19 protein-coding genes are annotated in these 19,948 nt (G+C 57.1%); 12 read left to right on the top strand and 7 right to left on the bottom strand.

Annotated elements, in window-relative coordinates:
- Window positions 1-24 precede the first annotated feature (24 nt).
- Window positions 25-1,023: an alpha-E domain-containing protein gene (locus tag AC50YL_RS13885; protein ID WP_494832772.1), complete on the top strand. Its 999-nt coding sequence runs from the start codon at window positions 25-27 to the stop codon at window positions 1,021-1,023.
- The gene (locus AC50YL_RS13880) at window positions 1,020-1,904 is read left to right on the top strand and encodes a transglutaminase family protein (RefSeq protein WP_494832770.1); all 885 of its coding nucleotides are present in this window, start codon (window positions 1,020-1,022) and stop codon (window positions 1,902-1,904) included. Before AC50YL_RS13885 ends, AC50YL_RS13880 begins: the two co-directional genes overlap by 4 nt.
- Before the next feature lie 276 nt (window positions 1,905-2,180).
- Here AC50YL_RS13880 and AC50YL_RS13875 read toward each other — a convergent pair whose 3' ends face one another.
- Window positions 2,181-3,629: a SpoVR family protein gene (locus AC50YL_RS13875; RefSeq protein ID WP_494832768.1), complete on the bottom strand. Its 1,449-nt coding sequence runs from the start codon at window positions 3,627-3,629 to the stop codon at window positions 2,181-2,183.
- 202 nt (window positions 3,630-3,831) lie between these two features.
- Between AC50YL_RS13875 and AC50YL_RS13870 the strand changes: the two genes are divergently transcribed.
- Window positions 3,832-5,088: an ATP-binding protein gene (locus AC50YL_RS13870; protein WP_494832766.1), complete on the top strand. Its 1,257-nt coding sequence runs from the start codon at window positions 3,832-3,834 to the stop codon at window positions 5,086-5,088.
- 99 nt (window positions 5,089-5,187) lie between these two features.
- Here the strand turns inward: AC50YL_RS13870 and AC50YL_RS13865 are convergent, their stop codons facing one another.
- A complete protein-coding gene (locus tag AC50YL_RS13865; RefSeq protein ID WP_494832764.1) occupies window positions 5,188-7,044 on the bottom strand; it encodes an LTA synthase family protein in 1,857 nt (618 codons plus the stop codon).
- A 163-nt stretch (window positions 7,045-7,207) separates the two neighbouring features.
- On the opposite strand from AC50YL_RS13865, the gene AC50YL_RS13860 reads away from it, so the two are divergent.
- The gene (locus AC50YL_RS13860) at window positions 7,208-8,449 is read left to right on the top strand and encodes an MFS transporter (RefSeq protein WP_494832763.1); all 1,242 of its coding nucleotides are present in this window, start codon (window positions 7,208-7,210) and stop codon (window positions 8,447-8,449) included.
- An 83-nt stretch (window positions 8,450-8,532) separates the two neighbouring features.
- Here AC50YL_RS13860 and yhbH read toward each other — a convergent pair whose 3' ends face one another.
- Window positions 8,533-9,690: a sporulation protein YhbH gene (gene yhbH, locus AC50YL_RS13855; RefSeq protein WP_494832762.1), complete on the bottom strand. Its 1,158-nt coding sequence runs from the start codon at window positions 9,688-9,690 to the stop codon at window positions 8,533-8,535.
- 174 nt (window positions 9,691-9,864) lie between these two features.
- On the bottom strand, window positions 9,865-10,326 hold the full coding sequence (locus AC50YL_RS13850; protein ID WP_494832760.1) for a hypothetical protein: 462 nt from the start codon (window positions 10,324-10,326) through the stop codon (window positions 9,865-9,867).
- A gap of 85 nt (window positions 10,327-10,411) precedes the next feature.
- On the opposite strand from AC50YL_RS13850, the gene AC50YL_RS13845 reads away from it, so the two are divergent.
- Window positions 10,412-10,801 carry a DUF423 domain-containing protein gene (locus AC50YL_RS13845; RefSeq protein WP_494832759.1) on the top strand — a complete coding sequence of 130 codons (390 nt, stop codon included), beginning with the start codon at window positions 10,412-10,414 and terminating at the stop codon, window positions 10,799-10,801.
- Between the two features lie 135 nt (window positions 10,802-10,936).
- Here AC50YL_RS13845 and AC50YL_RS13840 read toward each other — a convergent pair whose 3' ends face one another.
- On the bottom strand, window positions 10,937-11,392 hold the full coding sequence (locus tag AC50YL_RS13840; RefSeq protein WP_494832758.1) for a hypothetical protein: 456 nt from the start codon (window positions 11,390-11,392) through the stop codon (window positions 10,937-10,939).
- A gap of 194 nt (window positions 11,393-11,586) precedes the next feature.
- Here AC50YL_RS13840 and AC50YL_RS13835 point away from each other — a divergent pair, with 194 nt between their 5' ends.
- Both AC50YL_RS13835 and AC50YL_RS13830 read left to right on the top strand, forming a co-directional pair.
- Window positions 11,587-11,892 carry a YunC family protein gene (locus AC50YL_RS13835; RefSeq protein ID WP_161744915.1) on the top strand — a complete coding sequence of 102 codons (306 nt, stop codon included), beginning with the start codon at window positions 11,587-11,589 and terminating at the stop codon, window positions 11,890-11,892.
- A gap of 184 nt (window positions 11,893-12,076) precedes the next feature.
- On the top strand, window positions 12,077-12,811 hold the full coding sequence (locus AC50YL_RS13830; protein WP_494832757.1) for a suppressor of fused domain protein: 735 nt from the start codon (window positions 12,077-12,079) through the stop codon (window positions 12,809-12,811).
- Window positions 12,812-12,957: 146 nt separating this feature from the next.
- Here AC50YL_RS13830 and mtnA read toward each other — a convergent pair whose 3' ends face one another.
- Entirely contained in the window at window positions 12,958-14,022 is a 1,065-nt protein-coding gene (mtnA, locus tag AC50YL_RS13825) for an S-methyl-5-thioribose-1-phosphate isomerase (protein WP_494832755.1), read from the bottom strand.
- A gap of 18 nt (window positions 14,023-14,040) precedes the next feature.
- The gene (gene mtnK / locus AC50YL_RS13820) at window positions 14,041-15,261 is read right to left on the bottom strand and encodes an S-methyl-5-thioribose kinase (protein ID WP_494832753.1); all 1,221 of its coding nucleotides are present in this window, start codon (window positions 15,259-15,261) and stop codon (window positions 14,041-14,043) included.
- A gap of 157 nt (window positions 15,262-15,418) precedes the next feature.
- On the opposite strand from mtnK, the gene AC50YL_RS13815 reads away from it, so the two are divergent.
- The 5 genes from AC50YL_RS13815 (at window position 15,419) to sufU (ending at window position 19,911) form a co-directional block, all read left to right on the top strand.
- Window positions 15,419-16,006: a DUF1802 family protein gene (locus AC50YL_RS13815; protein WP_494832751.1), complete on the top strand. Its 588-nt coding sequence runs from the start codon at window positions 15,419-15,421 to the stop codon at window positions 16,004-16,006.
- Window positions 16,007-16,165: 159 nt separating this feature from the next.
- A complete protein-coding gene (sufC, locus tag AC50YL_RS13810) occupies window positions 16,166-16,945 on the top strand; it encodes a Fe-S cluster assembly ATPase SufC (RefSeq protein WP_161744911.1) in 780 nt (259 codons plus the stop codon).
- Between the two features lie 20 nt (window positions 16,946-16,965).
- Window positions 16,966-18,273: a Fe-S cluster assembly protein SufD gene (gene sufD, locus AC50YL_RS13805; RefSeq protein WP_494832749.1), complete on the top strand. Its 1,308-nt coding sequence runs from the start codon at window positions 16,966-16,968 to the stop codon at window positions 18,271-18,273.
- A complete protein-coding gene (locus tag AC50YL_RS13800; protein WP_494832747.1) occupies window positions 18,270-19,496 on the top strand; it encodes a cysteine desulfurase in 1,227 nt (408 codons plus the stop codon). Before sufD ends, AC50YL_RS13800 begins: the two co-directional genes overlap by 4 nt.
- A complete protein-coding gene (sufU, locus tag AC50YL_RS13795; protein WP_494832745.1) occupies window positions 19,483-19,911 on the top strand; it encodes a Fe-S cluster assembly sulfur transfer protein SufU in 429 nt (142 codons plus the stop codon). The genes AC50YL_RS13800 and sufU overlap by 14 nt, the downstream gene beginning before the upstream one ends.
- The last annotated feature ends 37 nt before the right edge of the window (window positions 19,912-19,948 follow it).

Below are 19,948 nucleotides of genomic sequence, written 5' to 3'. Positions count from 1 at the left end.
GAAATAATAACGGAGGGATGAACGATGCTCAACCGGAATGCGGAAGCTTTGTTTTGGATTGGCCGGTACATGGAGCGTGCGGAGAATCACGCGCGGCTGATCGATGTTCATTTTCACCTGCAGTCCGAAGATAACCAATCGTTCCCTCGCGACGAGGAGGGCCAGCCGCAGGCCTTGTGCAAATGGGGGAGGATCGTCGACGCGCTCGGCAGCCGCGCGGCTTACGAGCAGCAATACGGCGCTTATAACGAGCAGGATGTCGTGCACTACATCACGCTCGACCGCGACAACGCGAATTCGCTCGTGACCTGCATCAATCATGCCCGGGATAACGTCAGAACGCTGAGAGAGAAGCTGCCGAGCGAGCTGTGGGACGTCACGAACGGATTTTACTTGTGGCTTCGCGAGAAGCAGGCCGGGGACTTGACCCGCGAATCCCCGCATCAGTTTTTCGGACGGATCAAGGAATGGACGGCGATGTTCCACGGCATCACGCAGTCCGTCATGCCGCGCGAGAACGAGTGGCACTTCATCGAATGCGGACGTTACCTGGAACGCACGGAGAATACGCTGCGGATCATGCAGTCCGCGGTCGCGGCGAAGTCCACGGCGGGGCCGGAAGAAGTGGACGGCAGCGGGCTTTATCCCTATCTGCAGGCGGTATTGCGCTCCGTGAGCGGATATCAGGCCTTCCGGCGACACTATGCGGACGGGGTATCCGCGGAGGCGATTACCGAGTTTCTCATCTTGAACGAGTCCTTCCCGCGCTCCGTGCATTTCTCGCTTCAGGAATTGGACGAGAATTTGCGCGGGATCGAGCTGCAGGAAAAGCAGTTGCGCGCCGCGCATGACCGGATCATCCGCCAGGTCGTGAAGCTGAAGGCGGAGCTCGCTTGCCTGGAGCGGGAAGACCTGCAGCTGGACCGCGAAAGCGCGGTCACCGGTCATTTGCTGCAGGCGGCCGGCCAGCTGGGCGCGGCGTTCGCGCTCACCTTTTTTCGCATCGGGGAGGCCAGCGCATGAAGCTGCATATCTCGCATACGACGCAGTACGCGTACAAGGAGTCGGTCACGGACAGTGTCAATGAGCTGCGGCTCACGCCGTTTACGAACGAGCAGCAATCCTGCTACACGCATTCGATATCCGTAGAGCCCAATGCGTCGCTGTTCAGTTATGACGATTATTTCGGCAATCGCGTGCACGTGTTTTCGGTCAACGGCCAGCATCGCAAGCTGACGATCCGCACGCAGATGACGGTGGTTACCCGGGAAGCCATCAAGCCTCCGCTCGGCAAGGAAGGGATGCCGCCGAAGGAAGCGTGGGAATGGTTGGCGAGCGACAAGTCGGCCAACCGATTCGCGGAGTATTTGCTCCCCACCGACTATACGGGGATTACGCCCGAGGTTGCCGCGTTCGCGAATGCCACGATTCAAAGTTCGTCCGGAGGAGAGCGGCCTGGCGTGTACAGCTGGCTCCTGGCCTTGTCGAATAAAATCCGGAGCGAATTCATCTATGATACCGGCGCGACGAACGTCCATACGATCGCCGGCGATCTGCTTCGCAAGCGCCGCGGGGTTTGCCAGGATTTCGCCCATCTCATGATCGCCTCCTGCCGGTCGAAAGGCGTACCGGCGCGATACGTGAGCGGCTATCATTTCGTCGGCGACCTGCAGGGCGGGAGCGCGGACTTCGAGCAGGCGTCCCATGCCTGGATCGAGGCGTACGTGCCGGGACTGGGCTGGTGCGGATTCGATCCGACGAACGACGCCTTGGTCGGGGAGCGCTACGTGAAGCTAGGCCACGGCAGGGACTACAAGGATATCGTGCCGGTCAAGGGCGTCTATATGGGGACGAGCGAAGCCGACCTGGAAGTGACGGTCGACGTGAAGCGGGTCGATGATTGACCGAAGGGCTTGTCATGATGCTGGGACAAGCCCTGCAGGCGGGATGCCTTTGCCGGCAGGGAGGATGCCGGCAGGGGCGTCTTTGCTGTGTTTGCAGGTTTAATGCCTGTCGCCGGCTTGAACCCTGTACCGCAGACGCCATAGGCACGGTTGTTTGTCACGATCCGCATGGTTTGTTTGAGGTGCCGCATTATTTCGATCCGAACATTAATAAGAACGCCTGCCCAAGCATCAGTCTGGGCGGGCGTTCTCGCGTTCAATAGGTACCGGTCGGCATCAAATGAACTTTCGGCTCGTCTTCTTCCCGTCGCAGCTGAACACGATCCTTTTGTCCTCGACGATCGTTTCCAGATGGACCGATTTGCCCCACAACTGGACGACGTGAGGGAGCGTCTTCTCGACGTATTTCAAATCCAGCTCGACGCCTTCGTATTTGTGGAAGAGGAACAGTTCTCCGACGCGGTTGAAGTCGCCGTCGACGACGACGAGGGTAGGAAAGCCGCCGTTGACGCGCGAGACGACGAGCTGGTCCCGGACGGACTCCCACGCCTTTTCGGTGATTTTCCATTCCGCGCCCTTCTTCTCGAAGACGTACAGATCCAGGTCGCCGACGAGCTTCTTCGTCAAGTAATTGCGCAGGAAGGAGATATCGGAATCGAACTCCCGCACCTCGAACATTTTCTCCCTTCCGAGCCCGGGCTTGCGGCCGAACCGGTCCTGTTCTTCCTTGGTCGGGTTATCCCAGCGGCGCTCGATATCCTCGAAGATTTTCAAGCCCAGGTAATACGGATTGAGAGAGTGTCGCGACGGCTGGACGACCGACGAATTGAGATGGGCGAATTCGATCGTTTCCTCGCTCGTGAGGTCCAGCTCCCGGATGATGCGCTGATGCCAATACGACGCCCAGCCTTCGTTCATGATCTTGGTCTCGATCTGCGGCCAGAAGTACAGCATCTCGTCGCGCAGCATGGACATGATGTCGCGCTGCCAGTCCTGCAGATTCGGGGAGTATTCCTCGATGAACCAGATGAGATCCTTCTCCGGTTGGGGCGGGAATTTCTTCGTGTCCGCGGTCGCCTTCACGGCAGCCTCGGCATCCGCCCGCTGCTCATCCTCGTCGAGACCCCACAGGTCGTCGTATTGGGAGACATGCTTCGGCTTCTCGGTCTTATTCTGCTTGTTCAGCAGCTCGATGTACTGGGCTTTGTCCAGTTTATAAGGCCGGATGATCGTCGTATCGACATGCTCCTGAATGGCGAGCACGGCGTCGATGAATTTCTCCACCGCCTCGGTGCCGTGTTCCATTTCGTATTGGCTGACCCGCTCCGCGGTCGCCGACATGCTCTCGACCATATTGCGGTTCGTCATGCTGAAGCGGGCGTTGTTTTTGAAAAAGTCGCAGTGGGCCAGGACGTGGGCGACGATGAGTTTATTTTGGATAAGCGAGTTGCCGTCCAGCAGGAAGGCATAGCACGGATTGGAGTTGATGACGAGCTCGTAAATTTTACTGAGCCCGAAATCGTACTGCATTTTCATTTTATTAAACGTCTTGCCGAAGCTCCAATGGCTGAACCGCGTCGGCATGCCGTAGGCACCGAAGGTATAAATAATGTCCGCCGGACAAATCTCGTACCGCATCGGATAGAAATCCAGACCGAATCCTTTCGCGATTTCGGTTATTTCGTCTATGGCTCGTTCGAGCGCTTTGACCTCATCCTGGTGCAAGCTCGCTTCCCCCTCGCAACGCGAATTGTGTTCCATAGCTATATCTATGGGCAGCCTCGGAACGATATGTCCCGTGCCCGGGAAAGCGCCAAAATTGTTTGGTCTCCGCGCCGCGGCCTATGGTATAGTTAGTAGGTAAAAATAGGCAATTATCGCATTGAAAGCGGATACGTTGCCAGTCAGGGAGTCGGATCCTACGGTTATGTCCTCTATTTTCGTTCACGAGTTTCATGAACTGCTCTACATATTGGGTTCGGGGCTGCTTTACTTTATCGCCATCCCGAAAGCCGCCGTTTCGTCGATGCAGCGAAAGCTGCTGTATCTGGCGGTTCTCGCGGTGTTCTCGTCCTGTTACCTGTGCATCGAATCCATCGACCCCTGGGTGTTCGCGCTTCACTTGATGCCGATCTCCATCCTGTTGGCTTCGTTGTTCGAGGGAATGCTGGCGGGAATCGCCACGTGGGGGGCGTTCGTCTGCGGCGGCATTGCGTTCGTCGGCACGGACTGGGCGGCCAATCTGGCCGGCAATAGCCTGCTTCTGCTGCTCGGACTGGCCTTCCACTACAGGTGCTTGAGACGAAGCACGCTGGGGTTCATTATGTTGAACGGACTGGTGTACATCGCGCTCTATGCGGTGCTCTATATAGCCATTGCCGGGTTGCGCGGAGAGGCCGTCAATCCGGAGACGGTCGGCACGATCCTGCTGGGCACGTTTCCGTCGGCCGCGCTCGTGATCGTGACCTATTACCGGGTGAGGAACCAGGAGAATTTGCAGGAGGAACTGTATAACGCGGAGAAATACCAAATGATCGGCCAGCTTGCCGCTTCGATCTCCCACGAGGTGCGCAATCCGCTGACGATGACGAGCGGGTTTTTGCAAATGATGGCCAAGCCGAGCATCAATCCGGAGACATTGGAGCGCTATCGGAAACACGCGATGGAGGGCATCGATCATGCGACGTCCATCATTACGGATTATTTGAACTACGCCAAGCCGACGGTGGAAGAAGCGAGACCCCTCGACGTCAAAGCGGAGATCGAGGCGTTGGTGCCGTGGATATCGTCCATGGCCGTCATGGCCGGGATCGAGATCCGGATCAAGCATGATCACGAGGTTCCGATCTTTATATTAGGCGAGCCGAAGAAATTCCAGCAGTGCTTGCTTAACATTATGAAAAACGCGATCGAAGCGATGCCCGGCGGAGGAATGCTGACCGTCAAGACGAAGGTGGACAACGATCAAGTATGCATTACGATCGCGGATACCGGCGTAGGCATGAACAAACTGCAGCTAAAGCGGATCGGCACGCCGTTCTTCACGACGAAAGAGAAGGGGACCGGTCTCGGCTTGATGGTCGTCGTCAGCCTCATCAATGTCATGGGCGGCCAGATCGCGTTCAACAGCAAGCGCGGGCAGGGCACGGTATGCGAGATTCGCTACAGCCTCTGCAACGTCTGAACGGGCGTCCTCCGACGCGGCGGACGGTTGTTGCGAAAATAGCAAAATCAAAAATCCCCCAGCCGAATATCCGGCTGGGGGATTTTAGTTCAAGCCTTATTATGGATTCACCGGCGGCAATTGCGTGACGTAGCTGTCGGATAGCTGAAGCAGCTTGAGCGCCCGATTATACTGATCTTCGGTCGTCGGCACGGCCGACTGCGCATTGCCGTGCAGCGGATGGTTGGTCCCGTCCTTGAACGAGGTGCCGGGGACGAACATTTCGTTATCCGTAATCAGCGAACCCGAAGGCAAATAATAACGTTCGGGCAAAATATTCGACGGCTGATTGAGCAGGTCCTGTCCGAAGTGAATATGGTCTTGCAGCGAGATGCCAAGAAGGTTCGCGACGGTCGGCATAATATCGGATTGGCCGCCGGTTTGTTTGAGCTCCATCGGCGTCGTGACGCCGGGCGAAGAGATGATGAGCGGAATATTGATCATATCCGTATTCCCGTATTCGCGACCGTAAATTTCTTTCATCAGCTTCTTCTCGTCGGTGTTCAGCGAGTAGATCGGGAGACCGAGATGATCGCCGTAAATGACGAACACGCTGTTATCCCATATGCCGCGTTTCTTCAGATCGTCGATGAACAGACCCAACGAATAATCGGCGTAGTTCTGCGCGCGGATGTAATCGCCGACGAACGTGCCGTCGTAGCGGGCCGGCAGCTTGATCTTGTATTTACGCTCCGGAATCGTAAACGGATGGTGGGACGACATAGTGATCAGCTGCGAGTAGAAAGGTCCGGATTCCTGCATCTCGTCCAGCTTTTCGGCCGTCTTCCGGTACAACACTTCGTCGGACGGACCGAAGAAGACCGTGTCGTCTTGGCCAAAGAAGTTCTGGTCGTAATACTTCTCGAATCCAATGGCTTTATACAAGTCGGCCCGGTTCCAGAATTCCACGAAATTCGTATGGAACGTCGCGGTTTGATAGCCGCTCGCCTGCAGCAGCTTGGGCAGGCTCGGCAGCGCCCGATCGGTATAGACGACGGAAGCGGCTCCCGTGGGCGGCGTATAGAAGGACGTATTCACGACGAACTCGGCGTCGGACGTGTTGCCTTGTCCGACCTGCTGATAGAAGTTCGAGAAATAAATATGGTCCTTGGCCAGCTTGTTCATGTTCGGCGTTACTTCCTGCCCGTCGATCTTCAGGCCGATCAGAAAATTTTGGAACGCTTCCATTTGGACGATGATCAGATTCTTGCCCTTCGCTGCCTGCCAATATTTCGGCGAGGCCGGCTCTTGAATGCCTTTCTGCTCATCGATCGCGGCCTGCGTGATCTCGCTCATCGGTACCGTCGGCTGCTTCGGATCGGAGAAGAGCGTGTACAGCTCGTAATTGAGGATGCCCATGTCTTCGGCTTTCACGATCTCGTTCATGCTCGCCCGGTTCGGCAAAATATTGAAAAGGCAGAGAGCCAGCGAGACGATGAAGACGACGGAAACGATCGCGCGGTTGATCGGAAGCTGGCTGAGCCGTTTCCAATTGACGGCGTGCTTGCGCCGCAGCAGCAGGTAGATGAAGACGATAATATCCAAGAAAATAAACAAATAATAGGGATCGAGAAGCGAGAACACGCTGCTTTTCACGGCGGTCACTTGATTGACTTGCTCGAGCGCGTGATACGTGACGATTATGCCGAAATACTTGTAATACATGATAACGGCGAAGAAAATCGCGGTTAAGAGCAGGTTTACCGTCACGTAGTAAACGAGCTTGCGCTTCGACGCAAACCATTCGATCAGGCAGAACAGCAGCCAGAAGAACGGCATTTCGGTTACGAGCAGCGTCCAGGACGGACCCCCGTCGAAAATAACGAAGTAAGCAAGCATGCTTTTAATGACCAATAGGAGGGTGAAAAAGATGAACGGCTTGACCTCGAATAACCGTCGGAATGACCATGCGGGCATGAAAATATCCTTCCTTTCAAAACGCGTACTGCAATTCTCATAACGTTCATTATGCTCCCAATCATAAGGATTTGTCAAAATGGCAATGAAGCGAAATACTGGCGTCATCCCATGGTATACTGGGTCTAAAACGAAGTGTACCCGGAGAGGATTGCCGACCGTCATGATCGCATTCAAAACCAAGCTGGATTCCGTCAAGCTGAGCCTCGGGCCTCGAGCGTGGCATAATTTCCGTATTGATGTAGGCGCTTCCGTATTATTCAGCTTCTTCAATGTCGTGTTCAACCAGTTTTATCTCCCGATGGCCATTCAGCAGGGTGCGTCCAATCTGCAGGTCGGCATCATTTCGGCTGCGCCGGCGGTCGGACTGCTGTTCTCGCCGCTGTGGGCCGCAATCATCGAACGGTCGGATCCGAAGCCGTACGTGGTCATTCCGAACCTCATCGCGCGGGCGCTGATCGTGCTGCCGGCGTTCTTCGGCGTGCCGCTCGTCTACGTCGCCGCCGCGCTTTGCTTTCAGATGCTGATGGGCATCCAATCGCCAGGCTACGCCGCGCTCGTCATTCGCATGTATCCGCCGGAGCATCGGGGGAAGCTGATGGGCAATACCCGGGTTTTCATGGGAGGGCTGATGGTTCCCGTGGCGTTCGTCATCGGCAAATGGACCGACGCGACGGGTCCGACGGGTCCGCTGCTGTTCGCCGCGGCGACCGGCGTGCTGTCCATCCTCGTATTCTCGCGGGTCAAGGCGCGGAAAGCCGCGCCGCCGAAGCTGCTCGGCGCCAAACGATTCAATCTCGGCGAGCAGCTGCAGCTCGTCAAGCAAAACAAGGAGATCGCCGTCTTCTTCCTTGCCTGCACGTTCACCGGCTTCGGCAATCTCGTGGCGGTACCGCTTTACAATATCATGCAGGTCGACCGGCTCGAACTGTCCAATACGCAAATCGGCATCGCGCGCGCGACGTACTTCATCTGTCTGCTCTCATCATACTACGTATGCGGCCGCGTCATCGACAAGCTGTCCGCGAAGCACACGGTCGCATTCGGGCTGGCGGCCTTCAGCATCGTGCCGTTCTGCTACGCGCTGCTCGGCAATTACGGCGCGGTGCTGATCGGAAGCGGCATCCAAGGCATCGGCGACGCGATATGGGACATCGGGTTCCTCGCGTACATGTTCCGGCTCGCGCCAGGCCGGGAAGCGGTCGTCGTCGGATTGCATTTCATGCTCTTCGGCATCCGGGGCACGATCGGCCCGCTGCTCAGCACGTACTTGTCCGACGCTGTACCGTTATCGTACCTGCTGTCCGGCGCGGGCTGCTTCGGGCTCGCCGGACTCGCGACGTTCATTGTCTACAATAGCGGCAAGCTCGGGTCAAGGGGAACGTCGAGGCAATTGGGGGGATAAAAGAAGCCTCCGCGGCTGACGGGGGAGATCCCGGCGCCGCGGAGGCTTTTTGATCGTTGTCATGATCTCTTGCTGCGTTCCCGTTATACGGCAAGCTCCCGTTTGCGGAAGAAGGATTTCAGCGCGTTGTAGACCTCGCCTTTTTCCTTGATGACGTAGTGCATGAAGTTCGGCAAATTGATGTGCTTGTAGGCGGACATCAGCGTGCTCGAACGGTTGTATTGGTTGACCTCGCCGTAGCCGAACAGGTTGGCCCGCTTCAGCAGCTCGCCGATCAGCTTGACGCAGCGCTCGTTGTCGCTCGTCAGGTTGTCGCCGTCGGAGAAATGGAACGGGTAGATGTTGTACATGGAAGGCGGGAAGCGGTTGTCGATGATATCGATCGCCTTGATGTAGGCGGAGGAACAGATCGTGCCGCCGCTTTCGCCGCGGGTGAAGAACTCTTCCTCGGTCACTTCCTTCGCCTCGGTATGATGCGCGATGAAGACGATTTCCACATGCTCGTATTGATGGCGGAGGAAGCGGGTCATCCAGAAGAAGAAGCTGCGGGCCACGTATTTCTCGAAGCTCCCCATGCTTCCGCTCGTATCCATCATCGCGAGTATGACGGCATTGGATTGTGGCTTCACGATTTCTTCCCAGGTCTTATAACGAAGATCGTCGGGCGAGATCCCGTGAATGCCCGGCACGCCGCTTGTCGCGTTGCGCTTCAGATTCTCGAGAATGGTCCGCTTCTTGTCGATGTTCGACATGATGCCTTTCTTGCGGATATCGTTGAACCGGATTTCCTTGGTTTCCAGCTGATCGCGGTCCTTTTGCTTCAGGAAGGGCAGCTCCAGCTCCTCGAACAGCATCGTTTCGAGCTCCGCGAGGCTGATCTCGGCTTCGACGATATCGTCGCCGGGCTGATCGCCGGCGTTCTCGCCCTTGCCGCCCTTCTGCGAAGCGGGATCGACGCCGAGCACGTCCCCGACCTGGCTGTCGCCGTCGCCTTGGCCGACATGCTTGTTTTTATTGAAATTGTAGACGAAGCGGAATTCATCCAAGCTGCGGATCGGCACTTTGATGACCTGCTTGCCGTCCGACATGATAATGTTTTCCTCGGAGACGAGGTCCGGCAAATTTTGCTTGATCGCCTCGCGGACTTTCTGCTGGTGTCTGGCCTGATCCTGATGCCCTTTCCGGTGAAGCGACCAATCCTCACGCGACACGGTATACAGCGTTCCATTATTATCTGCCATGCGTAGACACCTCCCAAACCGATTGAGCTTGTTGTTATTCATTCTATTCACGTCGCGGCTCGATATGTGAGGCAAAATGCCTGCAGGCGAACCCCGGCGCATTTCCGCAAGCGGCGTGCGGGCATGACAAAAGGAGGGACGGCGGTCACCCGCGTTCCCTCCTTGCGTTTGTTTCTATGCGGTTCCGCCGCCCATCGCAAGCCCAAGCGTGAAAAGGGCGATAAACCCGACGGGCAGCAAGGCGTTCACGACGATGCCGATGATGGGGAACGCTTTGTGCTTGCCTTTGGCGCAGGCGCCGACGATGCCCAGGATCAGCCCGACGAGGCAACAGGCGGAGGAGAACAGCATCAGCAGGCCCGCCGTGACGATCGGCATCAGATCGCCGAGATCGCCGTTCCCGTTTTCGAGCTCCGACAGGAAGGTCTCGTAGTTGCCCTCGTTCCCGATCTGGTCCATAATAAACGTTGTCGTCACGATAATCGCGATGACGACAACGACCAGGCCGACGAGTCCGATAATGAACGAAGCGATCCCCAATTTGGATTGGGTTTTCTTCGGCGGATCATCGGGCGTCGGATAGGAAGCATCGCCGTTGGGCGGATAATCGTACCGATTAGGTTCTTGCTCATCCACGGAGAGATCCACTCCTCTATGCGGTCGTTCGATATCGTATATTCTAACTCATTTTACAGACATTGGAAAGGATGAAGAAAGGAAGATGTTTAACAAATACGGGGCGTACGGCGCGATTCATGCGCTGCTGGCCGTTGCGCTGGGCGCATTCGGCGCCCACGGCCTGAAAGACCGATTGACGGAGGAAATGCTGAACGTATTCGAGACGGGCGTCCGCTATCACATGTTTCACGCCATCGGACTGCTGCTCATCGCCTTGGCCGCCGACCGCATCGGCAAAAATAACCAACAAATCCGCTGGGCCGCCCGCCTGATGCATCTGGGGATCTTCCTGTTCTCGGGAAGCTTGTACGCGCTTAGCTTGTCCGACGTGAAGTGGATCGGCATCATTACTCCGTTCGGCGGACTCGCGTTCATCGTCGCGTGGGGGCTAGCCGCCTATTCGATCTGGAAAGCCAAAAGCAGCAGCGAATAGAAGCCGTGCATGTCGATTCTTCTACGTGAATCCCTGTCTCATAGGCACGAAAAACGAGCCGCTCCGCGCCGATTACGAAGGCAGGAGGGGCTCGTTTTGCGTTGAGGATTTGACGACGGGGCGGCTCGTCCGCGTTTAAGTGAAATCGTCGATTTCGTTCAAGCTGAACGTATACACTTGTTTCTCGTCCACATGGTATACCGTCAGGATTTGGGACGACTCGTCCAAGTTAATGAGGCGGCACGGAATATTCAGTCTGATGCCGAAGCCTTTGTTGACCGTTATGCGAATCAGGGTATTGTTCGCAATAAAGCCTTTGATGCGCTCCATGACGGACGGGGCAGGATCCGCCTGCTGTCGAGGCGAGGGGAGCTCGACAGGGATAGCCTTGGGCTCGGCCTGCGCTTCCAGCGTTTCGATCAACCTTCCCAGTTCCATACCCGATTTGATCCGGTAATCGGCGAATCCGGCTTTATTCAGCAGGCGGAGCAGCTGTTCCAGAGCCTCGGCGGCGGATTCGCTTTCGACGAGCAAATCAACGTTAAACAAATGGGCGGCCAACTGTTTTTCGCTTTTGTGTTTGAGGTTCATTTTCCGGCTCCAATTAGTTCTTAAGGTAAATCCATCATACCACCAAAGCCCTAATTTAAGTAGTCCTATTGCTTCATAATGTAATTGTTAACCGGTATATCCGCCAACACTCCGCGGTGCGGCGCGGCATATAGTGAAGAAGCGATTTCCCGAAGGGAATGCTCGAGCGGCAAGCGCGGGAGGAGGTGGCTCGGATGATGCGAATGGTGCCGATTTCGCTTGCGGACGGCAGTACGGCTCTCGGCGTGGAAGTGCTTCTGCCGAAGACGACGCTGTTGGCCGTCGCGACGGATAAAGGCTATATCATGTGCGGCGCGCTGGACGTCGCGCTGCTGAACGAACGATTGAAGGACCGGGGCATTATCGCCGGCCGTGCAGTCGGCGTGAGGACGCTGGAAGAATTGATGGCGGCTCCCCTTGAATCGGTGACGGGAACGGCCGAAGCGCTTGGCATTACGGTAGGCATGAAAGGGGCGGACGCCCTTCTCTTGATGGTATAGATAGCGATTCGAGCCCTCCTGCAGCGGTCGGCCGCGACGTTCTTCTTCTGACGTTCGGTGCGGCAGCGCTAGGGGGGATTTTTTTGTCAGCATTTTACTTGGGATGAACAAGGAGATTCGACAGGTTCTGTCAAATTATACGAATAGGCTCGCATCGCCAGCCTGGAAAGCAGGGGGGATACATATGGTGAAACCAACGGAATACACGGCCTCGGGCCAACCGGTCTACAAGTACGAGCTGCGGGAACGGGAGTGGGAAGCGCCGGACTTCGGCGAAGAAGGTTGGATGGAGAAAATTCAGTCGCATGTGGAAAGCCAATACGGCGAGGTGGAGGCCGTGTTTCACGAGATCATTTCCGATCTCGTTCATGTGGACGTGCATTGGATCAAACCTTCGCCGGAACGGAACTACCACACGTTGTTCACGACGGGCATGAGCTACAAGCCGATGAATGCGCCGGAACCATTGCCGGATTATCGGTACGCGGAGTTGATGGTGTTCCTGCCGGCGTCTTGGCCCATTTCGCAGGAGGCCTTTCAGAACATGGACCATTACTGGCCGGTTTTCTGGTTGAAGAAGCTGGCGAGGTTCCCGCATGAATACGGCAGTTGGCTCGCGATCTCTCATACGATGCCGAACGGGAACCCCGCAAAGCGGCTTTCCGCCCGAACGAAGCAAAACGGCTTCGTCCTGCTTCCGCCCCTCGATGCGGCTTCGGAGTTTCAGACGCTGCGGATGGACGACGATCGTTTGATCCGTTTCTACGCCATCGTGCCGTTGTACGAGGAGGAAATGCAGTATAAATTGGACCGCGGTTTCGACGCGCTCATCGAGAAACTCGAGCAAGGCGGGGTCGGCCAGCTCATCCACGAGACCCGCCCCAACGTATGCAAGAAGTCGTCCTGGAAGTTTTGGTGACGGGCGGGATTTAATTCGATCCGGCTAAAGTTCGATCCGGCGGCAATTCGATCCGCCGGCGTTCAATCGGGCGGGAAAGCGAAAAGGCAGCACGACGCATGGATTCATGCGCGTGCTGCCTTTTTCGTGCGGCTGCTGCTCGCCGTTTATAAATCGGCGAACAACGCTTTGAGATTCACGTCGAACGGAGGGCGAATGATGCCTTTCTCCGTAATGATCGCGGTCACGTATTCGTTCGGCGTCACGTCGAAGGCGGGGTTGTACACCTTTACGCCTGCCGGAGCCGTTCGCTTGCCGAAGCCTTCCGTGATCTCCTCCGGGCTGCGTTCCTCGATCGGAATCTCGGCGCCGGACGGCGTGTTCAAATCGATCGTCGACAAAGGGCAAGCCACGTAGAAAGGGATGTTATGCGCTTTGGCGAGCACGGCGACGCTGTACGTGCCGATCTTGTTCGCGACGTCGCCATTGGCCGCGACGCGGTCCGTTCCGACGATGACGGCGTCGATCCAGCCTTTGCTCATGACCATGCCGGCCATGTTGTCGCAGATGAGCGTCACGTCGACGCCGGCCTGCTGCAGCTCGAACGCGGTCAGCCGCGCGCCTTGCAGGACGGGACGGGTCTCGTCGGCAAAGACGCGGAGGCTGATGCCTTGCTCCAGCGCGAGATAGAACGGAGCCAGCGCCGTGCCGTATTTCGCCGTTGCCAGCCCGCCAGCGTTGCAGTGCGTCAGCACGCCCATGCCGTCCTGGAAGAGCGTCAGCGCATGCTCGCCGATGAGGCGGTTCGTCGCTTCGTCTTCGCTTTGAATGGCGATCGCTTCCTGAAGCAGCGCTTCCTTGCTGCCCGCGAGGTCAAGATCGGATGCGGCGAGCTTCTCCGCGCGGGCCGTCATCCGGTCGAGCGCCCAGAACAGATTGACGGCCGTAGGCCGCGATGTCGCGAGATGAGCGGCCGCATCGCGCGCCGTTTGGAGCCACGCCGACTTCTCGCCGGCGGCATCGCGGCTGCCCAGCACGACGCCGTAAGCGGCGGCGATGCCGATGGCCGGCGCCCCGCGGACTTTAAGGTGGCGGATCGCCTCCCAAACATCCTCTGCGGAAACGAGCGGCAAGTAGACGATCTCTTCCGGCAGGAGGCGCTGGTCGAGGAGATCCAGATGCGAGCCAGACCAGATAACGGACTGCAAGCCTTGATAAGCGGTAGATTCCATAGTGTCGTACTCCTTTCTTTAGGCCTTGACCGCCGCAGAAGCCGCGCGAACGGTATCGACGAGCTGGTTGATGGAAACAGCGTTGCGGTTCAGCTTGATCAGCGATTTGCCGATGCGGAGTGCTAGGCGCTGCGCGCGTTCGCGCGCGGCGGCGTCTTCGAGCTTGTCGATATCCGCGACATGCGCCAGGCCGACGATGCGCCGGACCATTTTGCAGCCGGCGAAGCCGATCGTGTCCTGCAGTACGCGCTGCATGTAGTTCTCTTTATAGCCCTGCGCGGCATTTGCCAGCCGGTCCACGCCATGCTCGTCCCAGAGTGTCAGGAACTTGGCCTCGAACTGGCCCCAGACGTCCGTGACGGTATCGAGCAAATAAGCGCGGTAATCTTCGCGTTCGGCATCGGATCCGTCCCTGCCTTCGCGCGAAGCGTAATTCAGGAGCAGGTTCGCGAGCACGGCGCCGATATCGAAGCCCATCGGACCGAAGTACGCGAATTCCGGATCGATGACTTTGGTCGATTCCTGCGTGATGAAGATGCTGCCCGTATGCAGATCGCCGTGGAGCAGCGCCTGCGCGTGCGTCAGGAATTTCTCGCGAAGGATCGCGACTTCCAGATGAAGCTCGCCGTCGCTCCACAGCGCCAGCGCTTCGTCGCGGATCGTTTCTTCGAAACTGTTTGATTCAGCATCGCGGTACGGATCGTCGAAGATGAGATCCTCCGTGATTTTGCACAGCTCGGGATTCGTGAAGCTGCGGGACAGCAGCTTCTTCTCCTGCTGGTTATGCCCTAGGTCGCTCGTGAAGAACAGCGTTTGCGCGAGGAAGGTCGAGATATGCCCGGCGAAGAGCGGGTAGCGGGAGCCGTTCATCAAGCCTTGGCGCATGATGACATGATCGCTCAAGTCCTCCATGGCCGTGAGCGCAAGCTCCTGATCGTAGGAATACACCGACGGAACGAGGCCCGGCGCAAGCTTGCCTTCCAGGCGGAGCGCTTCGCTTTCGATGCGCGCGCGGTCGAGCGTGAGCGGCCAGGATTCGCCGACGACCTTCGCGTAAGGGAGCGCTTGTTTCAAGATGATGCTGCGTCCCGCGGCGGGATCCGCGATATGAAAGACCAGGTTCAGGTTGCCGTCTCCGATCTCGCGGCAGGTTAGCTGCGCGTCCGGTTGAAATACGCCGTCCAGGCCGCGGGCGATAGCAACGGCCTCCGTTACGTTTAAAGGATGATAAGCAGACAAGAATAGTCCACCTCCGAATCGTTATAGTTGAAGATCGGGCCAGCCGTGCGTACGCTTCGACCTCAAATAAGTATAGTATAGCGAAAATTATTTCGCGTTGGAATACCTCGGTTTGTTATAATGATTCTAAATGGATCGAAGCGAGGTTGAAACGAACATGGGCAGCGATAACGAAATGGATCAAAAAATCGCGCTGAAGGAATGGGCGGTAGCGGTCAAAGCCCTTGCCGAAGGCAAGCAGATCATGGTGCTCCGTAAAGGAGGAATCGCCGAGGAAACGAAGGATTTTCAGCTGAAATCGCCGCGCTTCTTCCTGCTTCCGGCATACGAGCATCAACGGCCGGAGCTGCTGAAGGAGGCGTACAGGGACGATTTGAAAGCTGTATTGGACGCCTGGACGCCCGGATCGTCGACCTTGGAGATCGCCGCTTACGCCGAAGCGGCGGACGATATCGAGATTCACGATCAAGCGACGGTGGATCTGCTCGCCGATTATCACATCTGGACGGATACATTTACCGAAGAGCGTCTAAAATGGAAAAGGAAGCAGCCGCTCCATCTGTTGCTGCTGCGCGTCTACCTATTGGACCAGCCTGTTCGGCTTCCCATTCAGGAGGCCTACACGGGATGCAAATCCTGGGTGAACTTGGAGCAATTCGCCGGGGATGCCGTGGCGCGTCCGGTCCTGAGCGACGAGGAATTCGAGCGGAGGACGGCGGAGATCCGCGCCGCGCTAGCCCGATAGACGGGCCCGGACCCCGTGCGGGGACTAGGGCCGATTGCTTTATGGCAGAAGTTATACTAAGATATAATTGAGAATCAGTGAGAATCAATTTAGAGTAATTACTAAAGAGGAATTGTTTCAATATGAAACAACGCGACTTTTCGGAGGGAGCAGTATACCATGGCTACACATTTTAAAATCGATGGCTTGAAAGCCGCCATTGAAGGCAAAGAGATTTTGAAAGGCATCAACCTTGAAATCAAGGGCGGAGAAGTTCATGCCATCATGGGGCCGAACGGTACGGGCAAAAGCACGCTCGCGTCGGCGCTCATGGGTCATCCTAAATACGAAGTAACGGAAGGCGAAGTCGAGTTGAACGGCGAAGCGCTTCTGGAGATGGGCGTCGACGAGCGCGCGCGCGCCGGCTTGTTCTTGGCCATGCAATACCCGAGCGAAATCACGGGCGTGACGAATTCCGACTTCCTGCGCAGCGCGATCAACGCCCGCCGCGAAGAAGGCAAGGAAATATCGCTGATCAAATTCATCCGCCAAATGGAAGGCAAGATGAAAGAACTCGAGATGAACCCGGAATTCATGCACCGCTACTTGAACGAGGGCTTCTCCGGCGGCGAGAAGAAGCGGAACGAGATTCTTCAAATGATGATGCTGGATCCGAAAATCGTCGTGCTTGACGAAATCGACTCCGGTCTCGATATCGACGCCCTGCGGATCGTCGCGAACGGCGTGAACGCGATGCGCTCCGAAGAACGCGGCTTCTTGATCATCACGCACTATCAGCGCCTGCTGAACTATATCACGCCGGATTTCGTGCACGTCATGATGCAGGGCCGCATCGTCAAATCGGGCGGACCCGAGCTGGCGGAACGCCTTGAGAACGAAGGCTACGACTGGGTTAAAGAAGAACTCGGCATCGTGGACGAAACGGTCGGACAGGTTTAATCGGAGGAGGAGCAAGTGAAATGAGCACACAACTATCAACTCCGGTAAACCGCCAAACCGTTTCGGCATTGTCCCAAAGCAAAGGCGAGCCGGCATGGCTTGAAGGAGTCAGAACGAAAGGCGTCGAGTTGGCGGAAACGCTGGAATGGCCGACGCCCGAGAAAGTCCGCATCAACCGCTGGAATTTGATGGCGGTGGGCAATTACAAGGAGCAGGCCGCGATCGCTTCGGCCGAGGAACTGCCCGAGACGGTACGCGAGTTGGCCGGAACGGCTCCTGCAGGCTTGATCGTGCAGCGGAATTCCGCCAGCGTGCTTCGTCAGCTCGCTCCCGAGCTGGCTGCCCAAGGCGTCATTTTCACCGATTTGGAGACCGCGGCCCGCGAGCACGGCGATCTGGTGCAGCAGTATTTATTCCAAGCCGTTCCGCAGGACGAGAACAAGCTGACGGCGCTCCAATCGGCAATCTGGAACGGCGGCGTATTCCTGTACGTGCCGAAGAACGTCGAAGTCGAGCTGCCGCTGCAGGCGCTTCTCTACAGCGACGACGCGGAAGCGTCCTTCGCGCCGCGCGTGCTCCTCGTAGCCGACAGCCACAGCCGCGTCACGTACGTGGACAATGTGGTAAGTACGTATGGCGGGTCCGCGCAGCCGATCACGAAGCAATCGATCGTCGAAGTCATCGTTAGACCGGGCGCGCATGTTCGTTACGCGACGGTTCACAATATGGAAGACAACTTGATCGACCTCACCGTCCGCCGCGCCGTCATCGAGAACGACGGCCGCATCGAATGGATCATCGGCGATCTCCATGATGGCCACACGTTGTCCGATACCCAGTCTTTGCTGAAAGGCAACGGCTCGTCATCGGATGCGAAGGTCATCAGCATCGGTTCCAAAACGCAGCAAATGAGCCTCACGACCGGCGCGGTCCATTTCGGACGCAATACCGAGAGCGACATGGTGACCCGGGCGGTAATGAAGGATCAAGCGACGGCGATCATCAACGGCGTGACGAAGATCGAGAAGGGCGCCACGAAGTCGAATGGCCAGCAGACCGAGAAAGTGCTAATGCTGAGCCCGAAAGCGCGCGGCGACGCCAACCCGATCCTGCTGATCGACGAGGATGACGTCAAAGCCGGCCATGCGGCGAGCGTCGGCCAAGTCAATCCCGAGCAAGTGTACTATTTGATGTCCCGCGGCATTTCGAAAAAGGATGCGGAGCGCTTAATTATTTACGGATTCCTGGCCCCGGTCGTGACGGAAATTCCGATCGAGGCGGTACGGGAACAGCTCCAGCGTCTGCTGGAAAGGAAGCTTGAAGGATGAATGTGCAAGCGATCAGGGAGCAATTTCCGATCCTGCATCAAGACGTAAACGGGCATCCGCTCGTTTACTTGGACAGCGCGGCGACTTCCCAGAAGCCGCGTTCCGTCATTGATGCGGTCAGCCGGTATTACGAGCACGACAATGCCAACGTGCACCGCGGGGTTCATACGCTCGGTTCGCGCGCGACGGATGCCTATGAAGGAGCACGCGAGAAAACGGCCAAGTTTCTGAATGCGGCGAGCCCGCAGGAAATCATTTTCACGCGGGGAACGACGACGGCGCTCAATCTCGTTGCATCCAGCTATGCCAGAGCCGTCTGCGGCGAAGGCGATGAGATCGTCATCACGCAAATGGAGCATCACTCCAATCTCATCCCTTGGCAGCAGGCCGCGAAAGCGACCGGTGCGACGCTCAAATATATTCCGCTTCAGAAGGACGGTTCCATTCGGCTAGCGGACGTCGAAGCGACCATCACGGACCGGACGAAGATCGTCTCGGTCATGTACGTGTCCAACGTCCTCGGCGTCGTGAATCCGATCAAAGAGATTACGGCGATCGCGCATAAGCACGGCGCCAAGATGGTCGTCGACGGCGCGCAAAGCACGCCGCACATGAAAGTCGACGTGCGCGATCTGGACTGCGATTTCTACGCCTTCTCGGGCCACAAGATGTGCGCCCCGACCGGTATCGGCGCGTTATACGGCAAGAAGGCGCTGCTCGAGGCGATGGAGCCGGTCGAATTCGGCGGCGAAATGATCGATCACGTGGATCTGTACGAATCGACGTGGAAGGAGCTTCCTTGGAAGTTCGAGGGCGGCACGCCGATCATCGCCGGCGCCGTCGGGCTCGGCGCGGCGATCGATTTCCTGAACGAAGTCGGCCTCGACGAGATCCAGCGGCACGAGCACAAGCTTGCGGCGTACGCGTACGACCGGCTCAGCATGATCGAGGGGATCTCGATCTTCGGTCCCGCCGAGAATCGCGCGGGTCTCGTGACGTTTAATTTGAACGACGTTCATCCCCACGACGTGGCGACGGTGCTGGATACGAAAGGCATTGCCGTCCGCGCGGGCCATCACTGCTGCCAACCGCTCATGCGTTACCTGAATGTTTCTTCGACGGCAAGAGCAAGCTTTTATCTATACAATACCGAAGAGGACGTTGATCGGCTTATTGACGGCCTCCATCAGACAAAGGAGTTCTTCGGTTATGGAATTGGATGATTTGTATCGCAGAGTCATTATGGATCATTACAAAAACCCGCGTAACCGCGGCACCTTGGACGACGAAGCGCTCACGATCAACCTGAACAATCCCACTTGCGGCGACCGCATCACGCTGCAGCTGCAGGTGGAAGGCGACGTCGTGAAGCAGGCCAAATTCACCGGCGAAGGCTGCTCCATCAGCATGTCCTCGGCTTCCATGATGACGGAAGCGGTCATAGGCAAAACGACGGAGGAAGCGCTGGCGCTGGCCGAGAAATTCTCGTCGTTGGTCAAAGGCGAAACCGCCGAGTTCGATGAGCTGGAGGATATCGAAGCGCTGTCAGGCGTTACGAAATTCCCGGCGCGGATCAAATGCGCGACGCTCTCCTGGAACGCATTGCGCAAAGGAATCGAGCTTCAACAACAGCAATAACAAACGCGCTCCCGCGCGAAGCATAGAAGCAAGAAGA

It is taken from the genome of Paenibacillus sp. J22P277, from assembly GCF_059383675.1.
The sequence above is the reverse complement of the archived record's forward strand: the minus strand, read 5'-3'. Positions and strand labels throughout refer to the sequence as shown.

Coding starts and splice junctions, on each gene's coding strand:
- AC50YL_RS13885 (WP_494832772.1), top strand. CDS start 25: ATGCTCAACCGGAATGCGGAAGCTTTGTTTTGGATTGGCCGGTACATG.
- AC50YL_RS13880 (WP_494832770.1), top strand. CDS start 1,020: ATGAAGCTGCATATCTCGCATACGACGCAGTACGCGTACAAGGAGTCG.
- AC50YL_RS13870 (WP_494832766.1), top strand. CDS start 3,832: ATGTCCTCTATTTTCGTTCACGAGTTTCATGAACTGCTCTACATATTG.
- AC50YL_RS13865 (WP_494832764.1), bottom strand. CDS start 7,044: ATGCCCGCATGGTCATTCCGACGGTTATTCGAGGTCAAGCCGTTCATC.
- AC50YL_RS13860 (WP_494832763.1), top strand. CDS start 7,208: ATGATCGCATTCAAAACCAAGCTGGATTCCGTCAAGCTGAGCCTCGGG.
- yhbH (WP_494832762.1), bottom strand. CDS start 9,690: ATGGCAGATAATAATGGAACGCTGTATACCGTGTCGCGTGAGGATTGG.
- AC50YL_RS13845 (WP_494832759.1), top strand. CDS start 10,412: ATGTTTAACAAATACGGGGCGTACGGCGCGATTCATGCGCTGCTGGCC.
- AC50YL_RS13840 (WP_494832758.1), bottom strand. CDS start 11,392: ATGAACCTCAAACACAAAAGCGAAAAACAGTTGGCCGCCCATTTGTTT.
- AC50YL_RS13835 (WP_161744915.1), top strand. CDS start 11,587: ATGATGCGAATGGTGCCGATTTCGCTTGCGGACGGCAGTACGGCTCTC.
- AC50YL_RS13830 (WP_494832757.1), top strand. CDS start 12,077: ATGGTGAAACCAACGGAATACACGGCCTCGGGCCAACCGGTCTACAAG.
- mtnA (WP_494832755.1), bottom strand. CDS start 14,022: ATGGAATCTACCGCTTATCAAGGCTTGCAGTCCGTTATCTGGTCTGGC.
- AC50YL_RS13815 (WP_494832751.1), top strand. CDS start 15,419: ATGGGCAGCGATAACGAAATGGATCAAAAAATCGCGCTGAAGGAATGG.
- sufC (WP_161744911.1), top strand. CDS start 16,166: ATGGCTACACATTTTAAAATCGATGGCTTGAAAGCCGCCATTGAAGGC.
- sufD (WP_494832749.1), top strand. CDS start 16,966: ATGAGCACACAACTATCAACTCCGGTAAACCGCCAAACCGTTTCGGCA.
- AC50YL_RS13800 (WP_494832747.1), top strand. CDS start 18,270: ATGAATGTGCAAGCGATCAGGGAGCAATTTCCGATCCTGCATCAAGAC.
- sufU (WP_494832745.1), top strand. CDS start 19,483: ATGGAATTGGATGATTTGTATCGCAGAGTCATTATGGATCATTACAAA.